The organism is Duganella sp. P38, assembly GCF_050859475.1.
Classification (GTDB): domain Bacteria; phylum Pseudomonadota; class Gammaproteobacteria; order Burkholderiales; family Burkholderiaceae_D; genus Rugamonas.
Genome location: NZ_CP193936.1, coordinates 4,479,881 through 4,495,065, shown reverse-complemented (window position 1 = coordinate 4,495,065; position 15,185 = coordinate 4,479,881). Strand labels below are relative to the sequence as shown.

15 protein-coding genes, 1 tRNA gene and 1 pseudogene are annotated in these 15,185 nt (G+C 63.3%); 10 read left to right on the top strand and 7 right to left on the bottom strand.

Annotated features, from left to right (window positions below; translation table 11 throughout):
- The first annotated feature begins 29 nt into the window (after positions 1-29).
- Positions 30-386: a hypothetical protein gene (locus tag ACRQ5J_RS20870; RefSeq protein WP_432379452.1), complete on the top strand. Its 357-nt coding sequence runs from the start codon at positions 30-32 to the stop codon at positions 384-386.
- Here the strand turns inward: ACRQ5J_RS20870 and ACRQ5J_RS20865 are convergent.
- Together ACRQ5J_RS20865 and ACRQ5J_RS20860 are read right to left on the bottom strand one after the other, a co-directional pair.
- The gene (locus tag ACRQ5J_RS20865) at positions 360-608 is read right to left on the bottom strand and encodes a hypothetical protein (RefSeq protein ID WP_432379451.1); all 249 of its coding nucleotides are present in this window, start codon (positions 606-608) and stop codon (positions 360-362) included. The genes ACRQ5J_RS20870 and ACRQ5J_RS20865 overlap by 27 nt on opposite strands.
- Before the next feature lie 68 nt (positions 609-676).
- Positions 677-982, bottom strand: a complete 306-nt coding sequence (locus ACRQ5J_RS20860) for a hypothetical protein (RefSeq protein WP_432379450.1) — start codon at positions 980-982, stop codon at positions 677-679.
- 117 nt (positions 983-1,099) lie between these two features.
- Between ACRQ5J_RS20860 and ACRQ5J_RS20855 the strand changes: the two genes are divergently transcribed.
- The 5 genes from ACRQ5J_RS20855 to ACRQ5J_RS20835 all read left to right on the top strand — a co-directional run bounded on the left by ACRQ5J_RS20855 (position 1,100) and on the right by ACRQ5J_RS20835 (position 6,168).
- Entirely contained in the window at positions 1,100-1,864 is a 765-nt protein-coding gene (locus ACRQ5J_RS20855; RefSeq protein WP_432379448.1) for an SIMPL domain-containing protein, read from the top strand.
- A 44-nt stretch (positions 1,865-1,908) separates the two neighbouring features.
- Positions 1,909-2,661 (top strand): SIMPL domain-containing protein, encoded by a 753-nt coding sequence (locus ACRQ5J_RS20850; protein WP_432379447.1) that lies wholly within the window; start codon positions 1,909-1,911, stop codon positions 2,659-2,661.
- A gap of 97 nt (positions 2,662-2,758) precedes the next feature.
- The gene (gene pssA / locus ACRQ5J_RS20845) at positions 2,759-3,628 is read left to right on the top strand and encodes a CDP-diacylglycerol--serine O-phosphatidyltransferase (protein ID WP_432379445.1); all 870 of its coding nucleotides are present in this window, start codon (positions 2,759-2,761) and stop codon (positions 3,626-3,628) included.
- A gap of 72 nt (positions 3,629-3,700) precedes the next feature.
- A complete protein-coding gene (locus ACRQ5J_RS20840) occupies positions 3,701-5,248 on the top strand; it encodes a 2-isopropylmalate synthase (protein ID WP_432379443.1) in 1,548 nt (515 codons plus the stop codon).
- The gene (locus ACRQ5J_RS20835; RefSeq protein ID WP_432379441.1) at positions 5,245-6,168 is read left to right on the top strand and encodes a sugar kinase; all 924 of its coding nucleotides are present in this window, start codon (positions 5,245-5,247) and stop codon (positions 6,166-6,168) included. The genes ACRQ5J_RS20840 and ACRQ5J_RS20835 overlap by 4 nt, the downstream gene beginning before the upstream one ends.
- A gap of 126 nt (positions 6,169-6,294) precedes the next feature.
- Here ACRQ5J_RS20835 and ACRQ5J_RS20830 read toward each other — a convergent pair whose 3' ends face one another.
- Together ACRQ5J_RS20830 and bamE are read right to left on the bottom strand one after the other, a co-directional pair.
- Complete coding sequence (locus tag ACRQ5J_RS20830) at positions 6,295-7,107, bottom strand: hypothetical protein (RefSeq protein ID WP_432379440.1); 813 nt, start codon at positions 7,105-7,107, stop codon at positions 6,295-6,297.
- Positions 7,108-7,209: 102 nt separating this feature from the next.
- Positions 7,210-7,695 carry an outer membrane protein assembly factor BamE domain-containing protein gene (gene bamE / locus ACRQ5J_RS20825; RefSeq protein WP_432379438.1) on the bottom strand — a complete coding sequence of 162 codons (486 nt, stop codon included), beginning with the start codon at positions 7,693-7,695 and terminating at the stop codon, positions 7,210-7,212.
- 140 nt (positions 7,696-7,835) lie between these two features.
- On the opposite strand from bamE, the gene rpsO reads away from it, so the two are divergent.
- The 3 genes from rpsO to ACRQ5J_RS20810 all read left to right on the top strand — a co-directional run bounded on the left by rpsO (position 7,836) and on the right by ACRQ5J_RS20810 (position 11,007).
- Positions 7,836-8,105, top strand: coding sequence for a 30S ribosomal protein S15 (gene rpsO, locus ACRQ5J_RS20820; RefSeq protein WP_160991463.1), 270 nt, complete (start codon positions 7,836-7,838; stop codon positions 8,103-8,105).
- Between the two features lie 201 nt (positions 8,106-8,306).
- On the top strand, positions 8,307-10,436 hold the full coding sequence (gene pnp, locus ACRQ5J_RS20815; protein ID WP_432379435.1) for a polyribonucleotide nucleotidyltransferase: 2,130 nt from the start codon (positions 8,307-8,309) through the stop codon (positions 10,434-10,436).
- A gap of 139 nt (positions 10,437-10,575) precedes the next feature.
- A complete protein-coding gene (locus tag ACRQ5J_RS20810; protein WP_432379433.1) occupies positions 10,576-11,007 on the top strand; it encodes a DUF29 domain-containing protein in 432 nt (143 codons plus the stop codon).
- Here ACRQ5J_RS20810 and ACRQ5J_RS20805 read toward each other — a convergent pair.
- Both ACRQ5J_RS20805 and ACRQ5J_RS20800 read right to left on the bottom strand, forming a co-directional pair.
- Positions 10,992-12,395, bottom strand: a complete 1,404-nt coding sequence (locus ACRQ5J_RS20805; RefSeq protein WP_432379431.1) for a c-type cytochrome — start codon at positions 12,393-12,395, stop codon at positions 10,992-10,994. The two genes, ACRQ5J_RS20810 and ACRQ5J_RS20805, sit on opposite strands and share 16 nt — an antisense overlap.
- 138 nt (positions 12,396-12,533) lie before the next feature.
- Positions 12,534-14,173, bottom strand: a pseudogene (locus ACRQ5J_RS20800) (methyl-accepting chemotaxis protein).
- A gap of 220 nt (positions 14,174-14,393) precedes the next feature.
- Here ACRQ5J_RS20800 and ACRQ5J_RS20795 point away from each other — a divergent pair.
- On the top strand, positions 14,394-15,104 hold the full coding sequence (locus ACRQ5J_RS20795) for an alpha/beta hydrolase (protein WP_432379429.1): 711 nt from the start codon (positions 14,394-14,396) through the stop codon (positions 15,102-15,104).
- Here ACRQ5J_RS20795 and ACRQ5J_RS20790 read toward each other — a convergent pair.
- Positions 15,089-15,184 (bottom strand) — tRNA-Sec (locus ACRQ5J_RS20790). The genes ACRQ5J_RS20795 and ACRQ5J_RS20790 overlap by 16 nt on opposite strands.
- Position 15,185: the final 1 nt, after the last annotated feature.

Sequence of the window (15,185 nt, the reverse complement as noted above, 5' to 3'; positions counted from 1 at the left end):
TGTTGTTTTATTGATGAACAGGGAATTGTATGATTATCTGGCGCGGGTATGGCATTGTGGTTGTGTTGCTGGCGGTACTGGGCATGGTTGTGGGCCAGCTGGGTGTGGAAGCCTTACCCGAAGGGTATCGTCCGGGCGGCGCTTTTGTCGGCATGTTGCTGGCGGCGGCGCTGGTGTACGGCTTGCATCGCCTGATCGACGCCAGTGCAGCCGGCGCGTGTGCTGGTGGACAAAAACACCGGGCAGGAAGTCGTCTTCAAGCCGAAGCACGACTTGTTCTTCATTCCGGTGAAATACTGGTCGTTCGTCCTGGTCGCACTGGCTGTTGTGCTGTTCTTCCAGAAATAGGCTCGCAGCGTTCAGCGCAGGGCCAGGTAAAGGGATAATGCCAGGGACAGTGTGATAACGCCGGCCATCGCAGCGCCCCATTCGGGGATCAACATCTTGCCGTCATCGGCATAGGGCGGCATGGGATTTCTACTGAAGATTTCCCTGGTCCGCACCGCGCGGGCGCGGCCCAGCGAGACGATGGGGATGATTAATCGCCCCAGGCTGTACATCAGTACGTCCATGAACAGATAAAACGCGAATTCCCCGATGATCATCATGACTAGCCCTCCTGGGTGGTAGAGCATCATAGTTCGCCGCCAATTATAAAATCCTTAAGCCGAGCCGCCTATCCGGTAATCAGCGGTGAAACGATAAATACCACCACGAAGTTGTGCACCGCGTGTGCGGTATTGCTTGCCAAGAACCCGGCCATCTTGCCGTGCTGACGACTTAGTACATAAACGTAGGCAAATACCAGCCCACTTAACAACGTTGACAGCCCGTGCGCGACGCCGCCACTCAGGTGAAAGGTGAGCGCTACGCTCAGGCTGAGCGCGAGGCTGAGGGGCGACACCAGCACGCCAGCAAGCATGGCTGCCAGCAGAGGCCGTGCGGCGTGGCGCCGGTGAATGCCTATCAAATAATTAAGCATGGGGATACTGTAGCACGGTGCCATCAGCAATGTTACAAACAGTCACTATGTCTTACAGGTGCGCGATGTAAATTCAGGTAAAGTGCGGCTTGTCGTTATCTCAACCTGGAGCCCGTAATGAACCTGATGAAAAAACTCGCCGCCGCTGCCGCCGTTTCGCTGGCACTGGGCGCACACGCCGCTCCGACCGACGCCGTTCCAACCACCGGCACGCTGGTAGTGGTGCCCGCCTACGGCGAAGTGAAGCACGCCAACGACCAGGCTGTCGTGGTGCTGGCGGTCGAAGAACAGGACAAGGACAAAGCCGCCGCCGCCTCGCGCGTCAACCAGAAAATGAAGCAAGGCCAGGACATCGTCAAGAAAGAAGACCCGAACGCCAGCCTGAAAACCCAGGGCTATTACACTTACCCGGTGTACCCGGAAGAGCGCGTGCTGCCCAACGGTCAGCCGGTCAAGCAACGCCTGCCGACCGCGTGGCGCGTCGGCCAGTATCTGGAAGTCACCACCACCAGCCTGGACAAGCTGCCGAAAACCGTGGCCGCGGCGCAGAAGGTGCTGACGCTGAACAGCATCAACTTCGGCCTGACCCCGGAAACCACGCGCAAGCTGGATCAGCAGCGCATTGCCGCCACCTACAAGAACCTGAACGAGCGCATCGGTTCGATCGCCAGTGCCATGGGCCGCAAGGTTGGCGACGCCGTGATCGATACCATCGACTTCGAAGGCTCGGGCAACTATGCCCAGCGCGAGCAGGCTTTCGCGCCAGCGCCGATGATGATGCGCACGAAAGCGGCCGACACGGCGGAAGTGGCCGAGCCTAGCTTCGAGCCCGGCGAATCCACGCTGCAGATGCAGGTGGTCGGCAAGGTACGCTTCAAATAACGCAAGTTAAGGTAGAGTTGCAGTTTTCTTAACCGGAGACTGCGATGAAATACCTTGCTGCTGTTGTTCTGCTGGCGTGCGCTGCGGCGCACGCCGAATCGTTGCCGACCAACGGCACGCTGGTGGTGGTGCCGGCCTTCGGCGAAGTGACGCATGTGAATGACCAGGCCACCGCCATCCTCTCGGTGGAGGAGATCGACAAGGACAAGGCCGCCGCCGCCTCGCGCGTCAACCAGAAGATGAAGCAGGGCCTGGACCTGCTGAAGAAGGCCGATCCGCAGGCCAGCCTGAAAACCCAGGGCTATTACACCTATCCCGTCTATGCCGAAGAAACGCCGCCGCAGCCGGGCCAGCCGCTGCAAACGCGCAAGCTGCGCGTACCGGCTTCGTGGCGGGTTGGCCAGTCGGTGCAACTGGTCACTGTCAACCTCGACAACCTGCCGAAAACCGTAGCCGCCGCGCAAAGCGTGTTGAGCCTGAACAATCTGCGCTTCGGCCTGCGGCCGGAAACCACGCGCCAGCTCGACGAGCAGCGCATCGCCGCCACTTACCAGAATCTGAACGAGCGCATCAACGCCATCGCCAGGGCCATGGGCCGCAAGGTCGGCGACGCCGTGCTCGATACCGTGGATTTTGAAGGATCCGGCAACTACAGCGGCAACCGTGTCGAAGTCACCGGCGCGCGCGTGATCGCCAACGCCACCAATGTGCGCGCGGCCGAGGTGGCCGAGCCGAGTTTCGAGCCGGGCGAGACGGTGCTGTCGATGCGCCTGGTGGGCAAGGTGCGCTTCAAGTAATCGCGCGGCAGGGCGCAACGGCGCGCGCCTTGCCTTTTTTGTTGTCCGGTCCTCTATAATGACGGAGCAACACTACCTGATAAGAGAACGGATCACTATGCCCAATTTCCCCCGCCGCCGCGCCAAGGGCGCGGCCCAAGCCAAACTGCCCAAAACCTCGCGGTTCAGCCGTTTTGCGCGTCGTGCCCGGGGATTGGATCTCGACCGCCCGCGCCATCGCGGCATTTACCTGCTGCCGAACGCCTTCACCACGGCCGCGCTGTTCTGCGGCTTCTACGCCATCGTCATGGCGATGAACCAGAAATTCGAGCACGCCGCCTGGGCCATTTTCGTCGCCATGATCCTCGATGGCCTGGACGGCCGCGTCGCCCGCCTGACCAACACGCAGAGCGAATTCGGCGCGCAGTACGATTCGCTGTCGGACATGGTGTCCTTTGGCGCCGCTCCGGCGCTGGTGATGTATGAATGGTCGCTGCGCGGCTTGGGCAAGCTGGGCTGGATCGCCGCCTTCGTGTATTGCGCCGGCGCCGCGCTGCGCCTGGCGCGCTTCAACACCAATATCGAAGTGGTGGACAAGCGCTACTTCCAGGGCATGCCGTCGCCATCGGCCGCGGCGCTGATGGCCGGCTTTATCCTGATGATGCTGGAACTGGAAGTGTCCGGCCTGGACATGGGCTGGGTGTCGTGGGGCATCGCCGTGTTTGCCGGCCTGACGATGGTGAGCAACGTGCCGTTCTACAGTTTCAAGGACGTGAACTTCCGCAAGCCGGTGCCGTTCATCGGCGTGTTCCTGATCGCGCTCGGCCTGGCGCTGATCGCCATCAAGCCGGCCGTGACCTTGTGGCCGCTGTTCGCGATCTACGGCCTGTCCGGCTATGTGGTCGCCGCCTGGCGCGCGGCCACCGGCAAGAAAGTCAGCCTGATCCAGACCGAGCTGGAAAGCGACGACCCGAGCGAACGACTGTAACCGCGCGGGCGGTCGGCCCTGGGATTAAGCTGAGCATCAAGCAACGAAGCGCAACGCAGCCACGGAGCTATCATGAGCAACTCATCCAACCGCCTGATTATCTTTGACACCACCTTGCGCGACGGCGAGCAATCGCCGGGCGCGTCGATGACCAGGGACGAAAAAATCCGCATCGCCAAGCAGCTCGAACGCTTGCGCGTGGACGTCATCGAAGCCGGCTTCGCGGCCGCCTCGCCCGGCGACTTCGACGCCATCAGGGCGATCGCCAGCGCCGTGCGCGAATCGACCATCTGCTCGCTGTCGCGCGCCAATGACCGCGACATCGCCCGCGCCGCCGAAGCGCTGGCGCCGGCCGAGCGCAAACGCATCCACACCTTCATCGCCACCTCCAAACTGCACATGGAGGCCAAGCTGCGCATGTCGCCGGAGCAGGTGCTGGAACAGGCGCGCAACGCCGTGCGCTTCGCCCGCCAGCATACCGACGATATCGAATTCAGCCCCGAAGACGGCAGCCGTTCAGACGAGGACTTCCTGTGCCGCGTGCTGGAAGGCGTGATCGCCGAGGGCGCGACCACCATCAACTTCCCGGACACGGTGGGTTACGCGGTGCCCGAACTGTTCGGCGACACCATCCGCCGCCTGCGCGAGCGCATTCCCAACTCGGACAAGGCCGTGTGGTCGGTCCACTGTCATAACGATCTTGGGCTGGCGGTGGCCAATTCGCTGGCCGGCGTGGTGATCGGCGGCGCGCGGCAGATCGAATGCACCATCAACGGCTTGGGCGAACGCGCTGGCAATACCGCGCTGGAGGAGGTGGTGATGGCGCTGCGCACGCGCGGCGGCTATTACAACCTCGAATGCGGCATCGACACCACGCAGATCGTGGCGGCGTCGAAGATGGTGTCGCAGATTACCGGCTTCGCGGTGCAGCCGAACAAGGCGGTGGTGGGCGCGAACGCGTTTGCCCACGCTTCCGGCATCCATCAGGATGGCATGTTGAAATCGCGTGAGACTTACGAGATCATGCGCGCCGAGGATGTCGGCTGGACGGCGACCAAGATCGTGCTGGGCAAGCTGTCCGGCCGCAACGCCTTCAAGCAGCGCTTGCAGGAACTGGGCATCGATCTGGAATCCGAGGTCGAGGTGAACGCCGCCTTCGCGCGCTTCAAGGAACTGGCCGACCGCAAGGCCGATATTTTTGACGAGGACATACTGGCGCTGGTGTCGGACGGGCAGCAGTCGCAGGAGAGCGAGTTGTATCGCTTCATCGCGCTGGAGCAGCGTTCGGCCAGCGACGAGACGCCGAGCGCCAGAGTCACGTTCAGCATCGACGGCGAGCAGCATGTCAGCGAAGGCCGCGGCGATGGCCCGGTCGACGCCACCGTCAACGCCATCGAGGGCGAGGTGGGGAGCGGCGCGGAACTGGTGCTGTTTTCGGTGAACGCCATCAGCACCGGCACGCAGTCGCAGGGCGAGGTCACCATGCGGTTGTCGAAGGAGGGCCGCATCGTCAATGGCGTCGGTGCGGACCCGGATATTATCGTGGCGTCGGCCAAGGCCTATCTGTCGGCGCTGAACAAGCTGCATTCAAAAATTGAGCGAGTGAACCCGCAACCATGAGTGAGTATTTTGATGTTGTAGCGCTGGGCGAGGCGATGGTGGAGTTCAACCAGGCCAGAGCCAGCGAGCCTTTGTATCGCCAGGGCTTCGGCGGCGACACGTCCAACGCGGCGATTGCCGCCAGCCGCCAGGGCGCGCGGGTGGCCTACCTGAGCCGCGTCGGCGAGGACCATTTCGGCCGCATGCTGCTGGAGCTGTGGCAGTCGGAAGGCGTGGACGTCAGCGCGGTCGCGCGCGACGCGGGCGCGCCGACCGGCCTGTATTTCGTCAACCACGGGCCGCAAGGCCACTCGTTCAGCTATCTGCGCGCCGGCTCGGCGGCCAGCCGCATGCAGCCGCAGACGATGGACCTGGGCGCGGCGGCGCGCGCGCGCTGGCTGCACGTCTCGGGCATCTCGCAGGCCATTTCGGCCGGCGCCTGCGACACCGTGTTTGCCGCCATCGACACCGCGCGCGCCGCTGGCGGCCGCGTCAGTTTCGATCCTAATCTGCGGCTGTCGCTATGGCCATTGGCGCGCGCCCGCGCCACCATTGCCGCAACGATCGCAATGACCGATCTGTTCCTGCCTAGTCTGGACGAGGCGGTGGCGCTGGCCGGCACCGACGATGTGCCGGCGATCTTCGCCTGGGCGCGTGCGCATGGCGCTCACACGGTTGTGCTGAAGGCCGGACCATCCGGCGCGTGGTATGCGGAGCCGGGCGCCGAGCCGCGTCTGGCTGCGGCGCGCGCCGTGCAGGCGGTGGACGCTACCGGCGCCGGTGATTGCTTTGACGGCTCGCTGCTGGCGCGCCTGGCTGCCGGTGATGCGCTGGCCGACGCGGTGCGTTACGCGAATGCGGCGGCGGGGCTGTCGACGCTGGGTCACGGCGCGGTGGCGCCGATTCCGACGGCGCAGCAGGTGCGCGCAGCGCTGGGCTGATACAGCCGCCCCCGTCATTCCCGCGCAGGCGGGAATCCATGCTGAGTATGCGGTTTGCGTCCTATGGATTCCCGCCTACGCGGGAATGACGGGGAAGGGTGAGGCAGGCCGTAACGCCCGACCGCTTTAGAAGCGGACCTTAACGTAAGCAGCCGGGCCGTGCAGGCGGATATTCAGGTCGCTGTTGTCGCGCGCGCGGTTCAGGCTGACCTTATGGGCGGTGTATTCCGCCACCAGGCCGACCATCTTGGTCGGATACCACTCCACGCCTAGCGCGCCGCCGTAAATGTGGCCCTCGATGCTGCCGCCATTTTTCTTGATGCCCGAAGCGTCGGCATAGATGCGCACATTGTCCGACACCTGCTGGCGCCAGCCCAGTTCCAGCAACGGCGCGTAGGCGTGTTCCTTCTCTTCGTAGCGGCCACTGCCGGACACGCCGTTCAGCACGCCGCTGGCGGTGCCTTTCAGGCTGGCCGAGTAATAGGCCGCGCCGACGCCAACGCCGAACACGCTGGTGCCGCTGCCGATCCACCATTTATAGGCCAGGTTGGCCAGGTCCAGTTTCAGCTTCGCGTTCAGCTGGCCGTTGCCGGTCAGCGGCAGGCCGTTGATGTTGGTCGAGCCGCTCAGGCTCGGGTTGTAGTTCTTGTCGTAGCGGTAGTAGTCGAAATCGAGGCCGTGCGAATCGCCCAGCAGCAGCGAAGCTTTCACGCGCGGCAGCGTCACGTTGTCGGTCTTGTAGCTGCCGGTGTCGATGCGGCCATAGTCGGTGTCGCCTTCGTAGTCGATCTTCGGCTCGGTGTAGAACGCGCCGGCCGAGATGCTGGCGCGGTCCAGCGCCGGCGACGGCTCGGCCAGGGCGATGGCGCTGGCTGTGCTCAGGGCCAGCAGGGTGGCGGCGTAGATGGCGTGGCGGGCTGGGGGCGTGCGTAAGGACATGTCTTCTCCGTAGGTTGCAATGTTGATGGGAAAATAATAGCAACCATGCCCGGCAAAACACGTCGGCGCACGCCGTCAATTCTCGTGGGAATGATCCTACCCTCAGCGGCGGCGGTTCTCGCGTTCCTCGTCCGGCCCGTTGACCAGCGCGCTCACCACGCCCTGGCGGTTGAATTCGACCGACATCATCGAGTTCCACACATCCTGCTCCTTGTAGCGGTACAACCACACATCGCCGTCGACGCTGGCGTAGTGCGTCACCTGCGTCGGCCGGCCGAGGATGGTCAGCACCGTGTCCTTGGTATCGCGGCCCGGCTTGATGGTGGCGAAGGTGGCGCCGTTCAGCACCTGTTGATAGGAGATCAGCCGCTGGTCGGGACCCAGGCGCGCCATCCAGGTGTACTGGCCCATCGGCCCGGTGGCGTATTCCAGCAGCGTGTCGGCGCCGCTGCGGTAGACATTGGTGGGCTGGCCGAGGCGCGCGCGGACGGCGTCGGCGCTGTCGCCCGGTTGCGGCGGCGGCGCGCCGAAATGGGCGCAGGCGCCCAGCGCCAGTGGCAAAATAACAATCGATATCAGGCGTTTCATGGCGGTTTTCCTGAAAAAGGGCATACACAACCAGGTTTTTCCGTTATACTTCCGGGTCTGGTCTTTCCGACCAGGCTTTATTGTAACTTCACGGTGGGCAGGGTTACGACTCCGCGCACCGCATGTTAAAGGTAAATATCATGACCGTAGAAAACATCAACAAAGCAGCGATCATCGCTGACAACGCCCGTGGCCAAAAAGACACCGGCTCCCCGGAAGTGCAAGTTGCACTGCTGACCGCCCGTATCAACGAACTGAACGGCCACTTCAAAGCGCACAGCAAAGACCACCACTCGCGTCGTGGCCTGATCAAGATGGTTAACCGTCGTAAGAGCCTGCTGTCCTACCTGAAGGACAAGGACGCGACCCGTTACCGCGACCTGATCGCTAAACTGGGCCTGCGTAAGTAATTCTTGCCACGTCCGGCTTAAGTCAAAATGCCTGCGCCAGTTTGCTGTCGCGGGCATTTTGTCTTTATGGGTATTAAAAAATTGCTAAGTAGAACGTAGTTGTAAAGTTGTAGCAAAGGTCGCCGGTCCCCAGCCCGGTGGCCTGTGGTGAGGTGAACGACAGCTCCTGAAAATCTGTCGGCAAATAGAAAGGGATTACCCATGTTTAATAAAGTTACGAAAACCTTCCAGTACGGTCAACACACCGTCACGCTGGAAACTGGCGAGATCGCTCGCCAGGCCTCCGGCGCGGTGATGGTGTCGATTGAAGACACCGTCGTGCTGGCCACCGTGGTGGCGCGTAAAGACGCGAAACCAGGCCAGGACTTCTTCCCGCTGACCGTCGACTACCTGGAGAAAACCTATGCTGCGGGCAAGATCCCGGGCGGTTTCTTCAAGCGTGAAGGTCGTCCTTCGGAAAAAGAAACGCTGACATCCCGCCTGATCGACCGTCCTATCCGTCCTCTGTTCCCAGAGGGCTACATGAATGAAGTGCAAGTCATCATTCACGTGCTGTCGGTCAACCCGGAAATCGATCCGGACATCGCCTCGATGATCGGCGCCTCGGCCGCGCTGTGCGTGTCGGGCGTGCCGTTCAACGGCCCGATTGGCGCCGCCCGCGTCGGTTACGCCAACGGCCAGTACATCCTGAACCCGACCGTTGAACAACTGAAGACCTCGCAGATGGACCTGGTGGTTGCCGGTACCGAATCGGCCGTGCTGATGGTTGAATCGGAAGCGCAGCAACTGTCGGAAGAAATCATGCTGGGCGCGGTGGTCTACGGCCACACCCAGATGAAGGCCGTGATCGACGCGATCCACGACCTGGTGCGCGACGGCGGCAAGCCGGAGCAGGTATGGACCGCCCCGGCCAAGAACGAAGCGCTGATCGGCCGCGTGGCCCACTTCGGCGAAGCCAAGCTGCGCGAAGCCTATCAGACCCGCGACAAGCAGGCCCGTACCGAAAAACTGCGCGCCGCCTCGGCGGAAATCATCGCCGACCTGGCCGCTGACGCCGCCGCCAGCGGCGCCGCCGCGCCTGACGCGGTTGAAGTCGGCAACATCCTGTTCGACATGGAATCGAAGATCGTCCGTTCGCAGATCCTCGACGGCGAGCCACGCATCGACGGCCGCGACACCCGCACGGTGCGCCCGATTTCGATCCGCACCTCGGTGCTGCCACGTACCCACGGTTCGGCGCTGTTCACCCGCGGCGAAACCCAGGCACTGGTCGTTGCCACGCTGGGCACCGCCCGCGACTCGCAGAAGATCGACGCGCTGATGGGCGAGTACACCGATGACTTCATGCTGCACTACAACATGCCACCGTTCGCTACCGGCGAAACCGGCCGCGTCGGTACGCCGAAGCGCCGTGAAGTCGGCCACGGCCGTCTGGCCAAGCGCGCGCTGATCGCCGCGCTGCCGGCGCAGGACGAGTTCAGCTACTCGGTGCGCCTGGTATCGGAAATCACCGAATCGAACGGTTCGTCGTCGATGGCTTCGGTCTGCGGCGGCTGCCTGGCGCTGATGGATGCCGGCGTGCCGATGAAAGAGCACGTGGCCGGTATCGCCATGGGCCTGATCAAGGAAGGCGGCAAGTTCGCCGTGCTGTCGGACATTCTGGGTGACGAAGACCACCTGGGCGACATGGACTTTAAGGTAGCCGGCACCCGCAACGGTATCACCGCGCTGCAGATGGACATCAAGATCCAGGGCATCACCAAGGAAATCATGCAAGTGGCGCTGGCGCAAGCCAAGGAAGGCCGCGAGCACATCCTGGGCGAAATGCAGAAAGCCGTGCCAAGCGTGAAGACCGAACTGTCGGACTTCGCCCCGCGCCTGATCACCATCAAGATCAACCCGGAAAAAATCCGTGACGTGATCGGCAAAGGCGGCGCGGTGATCCGTGCGCTGACCGAAGAAACCGGCACCCAGATCGACATCAGCGACGAAGGCGTGGTCACCATCGCTTCGGTCGACGCTGCCGCCGGCCAGGAAGCCAAGCGTCGCATCGAAGAGCTGACCGCCTCGGTCGAAGTAGGCAAGTCCTACGACGGCGTGGTGCTGAAGCTGCTGGACTTCGGCGCCATCGTGCAAGTGATGCCGGGCAAAGACGGCCTGCTGCACATCTCGCAGATCGCCAACGAGCGTGTGAACGCCGTGGCCGACTACCTGAAAGAAGGCCAGCAAGTGCGCGTCAAGGTTCTGGAAACCGACGACCGCGGCCGCCTGAAGCTGTCGATGAAAGCCGCTGCGGAAGAAGCTGCCGCCGCTGCCGCCAACGCACAGTAATTCAGTTTAGGCTGAGTCAAAGAACCGCCGGGCGCGCAAGCCCCGGCGGTTTTTTTATTGTTCGTTTGATGTACGTCCAGCTTTCACTGAGTCGGAACTTTTGTCCAGCAATCCCGTCTAATTGCGACAGGAGGCGATCATGAGTACTGCTTACGAAGATGACGTTGTCGCTTGGGCGGATGAGCAAGTGGCGCTACTGCGCTCAGGACAATGGGCGTTGCTCGACATCGAGCATATTGCCGAAGAAATCGAGGACATGAACATCAGCCATCGCCACCAACTGGGGCATCGGATGGCGATACTCATGGGGCATCTGTTGAAGTGGCAGTATCAGCCCGAGCGGCGCGGCGCTAGCTGGATAAAGACGATTCGCGAGCAGCGCGAACGGATCGCCAGCTTGCTGAAGAAGATGCCGAGCCTTCGGCATCTTATGGATGATCCTGAGTGGAATCAGGAAATCTGGGCGGACGCGCTGAGCGCCGCGATCTTGCAGGCTGGACTGAGCGACCTGCCCGAAGCCCGTCCATGGAGCCTTGAGCAGGTGCTGGCGCTGGATTACTTGCCGTCGTAGATGACGCGGAAGATGCGGCCGGCGTAGTCGTCGGACACCAGCAGCGAGCCATCGTCCAGCGTCACCACATCCACCGGGCGCCCAACTACCTCGTCGCCGCGCAGGAAGCCGTCGATGAAACTGGTGTCGCTGACCATCTTGTTACCGTACAGCGTGATCAGGCGGACGTTGTAGCCGATCTTGGTCGAACGGTTCCACGAGCCGTGTTCGGCGACGAAGATGTTGTTGCGATACGCTTCAGGGAATTGCTTGCCGGTGTAGAAGCTCAAGCCCAGCGGAGCGACGTGCGGCCCCAGCTTGGCGACCGGTTCGACAAACTCTTCACAAGTGCGGCCCTGGCCGAATTTCGGGTCCGGCACCACGCCGCCATGGCAGTAAGGGAAGCCAAAATGCTGGCCGAACTTGGTTAGCACGTTCAGCTCGCACGATGGGGTGTTGTCGCCCATCTCGTCGCGGCCATTGTCGGTAAACCACAGCTGCTTGGTGGTCGGATGGAAGGCGAAGCCGACGGTGTTGCGGACGCCGCGCGCGATTTCTTCCAACTGGCTGCCGTCGGCATTCATGCGATAGATCTTGGCGCTCTTGGTGTCGTCGGTGTCGCAGATATTGCAGGGTGCGCCGACCGGTATTACCAGCTTGCCATCCGGGCTGGCCTTGATGATTTTCTCGCCATGCCATTTATCGTTGGGCAGGCTGACTTTGACCACCTCGTAAGACGGCTTTTGCGCATAGCGCTGGTCGATGTTGTCGAAACGGATCACGCGGCTGATTTCGCCGACGTACAGCGCGCCGTTCAGCAAGGTCACGCCAATCGGGTTTTCCAGCCCTTCGGCGATGGTGACCACGTCCGCGCTCTGCTTGTCGGCGCGCGGCACCAGTGCGTACACCTTACCGGCCTTGCGCGAGCCGACGTAGACAATGCCGCTGTCCGACACCACCATGCTGCGCGCAGTCGCCGCGCCCTCCGCGTAGACGCTGATGCGGAAGCCTTTCGGCAGCGTGAAGCCGCTCAGCAGATCGGTCGCCGGCCTGGCTGCCGGCGCTGCCGCAGGCGTGGCGTTGGCCGACAGCTTCTTGTTGGCGTTGGCGGCGATGTAGTCGGCCAGTAGCGCGATTTGCGCGGAACTGAGCGCAGGCGACCAGGCTGGCATGTTCTTCTCGGGCACGCCCTTGCTGATAATCTTGATGAGATTGGCCTTGGTCGGCTCGCCGTGGAGCCACGCGTGCTGCCCCAGTGTCGGGCCGACCGCGCCTTCCATGCCGGCGCCGTGGCAGACGGCGCAGTTGGCCTGGTAGAGCTGCTGCCCGGTGAGTGCCGGCGCGGCGCCGGCGGCAAACGAAGCGAACGCCATGCCGATGGCGGCGGCTTGCAAAGCGGTCTTGTACATTGGAAGTTGTCCCCTGGTAAATGATGCGCCATTGTACAGTCAGCACAGGGGAGCGCGGCGGTGCGGCCGCCGCCTGGCGGCCAGGCCTCAGGCGAGAGCGCCGCTGCGGCAGGTGCGGTGCGCGCAGCGGCGGTGCGGTCAGTTCGCCAGGTTGTTGCGCAGTCGCGGCAGGGCCGGCGCGCGTGCTGGCGCTGGAGTGCTTGCGGCGGTGGCGGAACGCGCCGCGCTTGTGGGCACGGCGCCGTCCAGCTTGAACACGCTGACCAGTTGCGCCAGATGGGTCGACTGGCCTTGCAGCGATTCCGCCGCTGCGGCCGCCTCTTCCACCAGGGCGGCATTTTGCTGCGTCACGCCATCCATCTCGCCGATAGCCTGGTTGATCTGCTCGATGCCGGCTTCCTGCTCGGCGCTGGCGTGGGCGATCTGCTCCATGATGTCGCTGACGCTGCGCACGCTGTTGACGATCTCGGTCATCGTATTGCCAGCCTGGTCCACCAGCGCCGCGCCGCTTTCGATTTTCTCCACCGAATCGCTGATCAGTTCCTTGATGTCCTTGGCCGCGCTGGCCGAGCGCTGCGCCAGGTTGCGCACTTCCGACGCCACCACGGCAAAGCCGCGGCCCTGTTCGCCGGCGCGGGCCGCTTCCACCGCCGCATTCAGCGCCAGGATATTGGTCTGGAAGGCGATGCCATCGATGACGCCGATGATATCCACCACGCGCTTGGACGAGGTGCTGATCGATTCCATGGTGGTGACCACTTCCGCCACCACGCCGCCGCCGCGCCTGGCCACGTCCGACGCCTCGGCCGCCAGCTGGTTGGCCTGGCGCGCGTAGTCGGTGTTTTGCTTGACGGTCGAGGTCAGTTCTTCCATCGACGAGGCGGTTTCTTCCAGCGAGCTGGCCTGCTGTTCGGTGCGCGACGACAGGTCCATATTGCCGCTGGCGATTTCGTCCGACGCGGTCGCCACCGCCTCGGTGGTGCTGCGCACCGGCCGACGATGGAGGCCAGGCGGTCGCGCATGGCGGCGATGCTGTAGAGCAGACTGGAGCGGTCGCCCGGCGCCAGCTCCACGCGCACCGTCAGGTCGCCGGCGGCGATGCGGTCGGTGATGCCGGCGGCGTACAGCGGTTCGCCGCCCAGTTGCTTCAGCACGGAGCGGGTGATCAGCCAGCCCAGCAGCACCGCGACGCCGATCGACATCACCGCCAGGAAGGCGGACAGCGAAATGCCGGCGACGCTGCGGTCGTGCACGGCCTTGCCGATTTCATCGATGGCGGCACGCTGGCGCTCGGCGACAGCGGCGATGCTGGCCAGGTAACGATCGCAGGCCGGCACGAACAGGTCGCGGATGCGCTGCGCGGTCAGCTCGGCGTTGCCGCTGTCGCGCGCTTCCAGCACGCTCTTGCGGGCGGCCTGGTAGGCGTCGCGGTCGGTCATGGCTTTGGCGAACAGTTCCTTGGCGCGCGGGTCGACCAGGCGCTCGGTCAGCAGCTTTTGCACTTCGCCGTTGCGCTTGATGGCGCCGGCCAGGCCGTCGTCGAAATACTTGCGGTCTTCCGGATTGGTCAGGCGCGCGGAAGCCTGGGCGCGCTGGATGTTGCTCTGGATGCTGCCGTGCCACTCGGTCACCAGGCGCTCGGTTTGCAGCTGCTGCTCCAGCAGGTTGTCGGTGTCGTTGGTGATGCCGCGCATCGTGATCGAGCTGCCGACCGCGATGACCAGCAACAGCACCAGGCAGGCGCCAAAGCCGATGGCCAGGCGATTACCCACTCTCATCTTTGCAAAATTCATAGGTTTCCTCGATGTTTAAAATGTGGTGGATATAGTTATTTTGATTGCAATATGTATTGTTGTTAGGCAATTCTAACATCTATTGTAAAAGTTTGTGCCTTGTGGAAACCCCTACTGTGCGCCCCCGTCATTCCCGCCTGCGCGGGAATGACGGAAGGCGGGCTACTTTCATTTACAAAGCCAGCGGCTTTCGGTAGGCTAAGGCATGACCATTCACGATTTCGACGTGCCGTTCGACGGCCACACGCTGAAGGCCGACCACTACGTGGGGCGCGACAGCAACCGCATTCTTTACCTGCACGGCGCCGGCGCCAGCACCCGCAAGGGCCACCATCTGCTGCGCGGCGCCTTGCAGCAACGCGGCCTGGGCAGCGTGTGTTTCGACGCGATCGGCCATGGCGACACCGGCGGCGTGCTGGCGCAATCGTCGGTGGCAAGCCGCACGCGGCAGGCGCAGGCGGTGCTGGCGGCCAGCCCGCTGCAAGGTCCGCTGGTGGTGTTCGGCGCCAGCATGGGCGCCTACAACGCCATCCGCCTGGCCGGGCAGCAGAAGGTCGATGCGCTGGTGTTGATCGTGCCGGGCGTCTTTACGCCGGCGGCGTATGAGGTGCCGTTCGGGCCGGAGTTCTCGGCCGTGATACGGCGCGAGCGCAGCTGGGACGACAGCGACGCCTGGGACATCCTGGCGCGCTTCGAGGGCCGGCTGCTGATTATCCACGCCGAGCACGACGCCGTGATCCCGCTGGAAATCTCCGACCGCCTATTCGGCGCAGCCACCGGCGCGCAGTCGCGCCAGCTGCACATCGTGCAGGGCGCCGCGCACAATCACCTGTGGTCGCTGCTGGAACAGACCCCGGCCGACTTCGACGCGGCCATCGACATGGTGCTGCAAACGGTGAATGGCGGAAGGCAGTAGGAGTCGAACTTACGAGGGAGCGGCTGACGCCCCCCACCGGGTTTGAAGCCCGGCCCCATCACCGGATGAGTATGCCTTCCG

What these genes read in the sequence shown, in the direction of transcription:
- ACRQ5J_RS20870 (WP_432379452.1), top strand. Translation starts at nt 30, where the DNA reads ATGATTATCTGGCGCGGGTATGGCATTGTGGTTGTGTTGCTGGCGGTA.
- ACRQ5J_RS20865 (WP_432379451.1), bottom strand. Translation starts at nt 608, where the DNA reads ATGATGATCATCGGGGAATTCGCGTTTTATCTGTTCATGGACGTACTG.
- ACRQ5J_RS20860 (WP_432379450.1), bottom strand. Translation starts at nt 982, where the DNA reads ATGCTTAATTATTTGATAGGCATTCACCGGCGCCACGCCGCACGGCCT.
- ACRQ5J_RS20855 (WP_432379448.1), top strand. Translation starts at nt 1,100, where the DNA reads ATGAACCTGATGAAAAAACTCGCCGCCGCTGCCGCCGTTTCGCTGGCA.
- ACRQ5J_RS20850 (WP_432379447.1), top strand. Translation starts at nt 1,909, where the DNA reads ATGAAATACCTTGCTGCTGTTGTTCTGCTGGCGTGCGCTGCGGCGCAC.
- pssA (WP_432379445.1), top strand. Translation starts at nt 2,759, where the DNA reads ATGCCCAATTTCCCCCGCCGCCGCGCCAAGGGCGCGGCCCAAGCCAAA.
- ACRQ5J_RS20840 (WP_432379443.1), top strand. Translation starts at nt 3,701, where the DNA reads ATGAGCAACTCATCCAACCGCCTGATTATCTTTGACACCACCTTGCGC.
- ACRQ5J_RS20835 (WP_432379441.1), top strand. Translation starts at nt 5,245, where the DNA reads ATGAGTGAGTATTTTGATGTTGTAGCGCTGGGCGAGGCGATGGTGGAG.
- ACRQ5J_RS20830 (WP_432379440.1), bottom strand. Translation starts at nt 7,107, where the DNA reads ATGTCCTTACGCACGCCCCCAGCCCGCCACGCCATCTACGCCGCCACC.
- bamE (WP_432379438.1), bottom strand. Translation starts at nt 7,695, where the DNA reads ATGAAACGCCTGATATCGATTGTTATTTTGCCACTGGCGCTGGGCGCC.
- rpsO (WP_160991463.1), top strand. Translation starts at nt 7,836, where the DNA reads ATGACCGTAGAAAACATCAACAAAGCAGCGATCATCGCTGACAACGCC.
- pnp (WP_432379435.1), top strand. Translation starts at nt 8,307, where the DNA reads ATGTTTAATAAAGTTACGAAAACCTTCCAGTACGGTCAACACACCGTC.
- ACRQ5J_RS20810 (WP_432379433.1), top strand. Translation starts at nt 10,576, where the DNA reads ATGAGTACTGCTTACGAAGATGACGTTGTCGCTTGGGCGGATGAGCAA.
- ACRQ5J_RS20805 (WP_432379431.1), bottom strand. Translation starts at nt 12,395, where the DNA reads ATGTACAAGACCGCTTTGCAAGCCGCCGCCATCGGCATGGCGTTCGCT.
- ACRQ5J_RS20795 (WP_432379429.1), top strand. Translation starts at nt 14,394, where the DNA reads ATGACCATTCACGATTTCGACGTGCCGTTCGACGGCCACACGCTGAAG.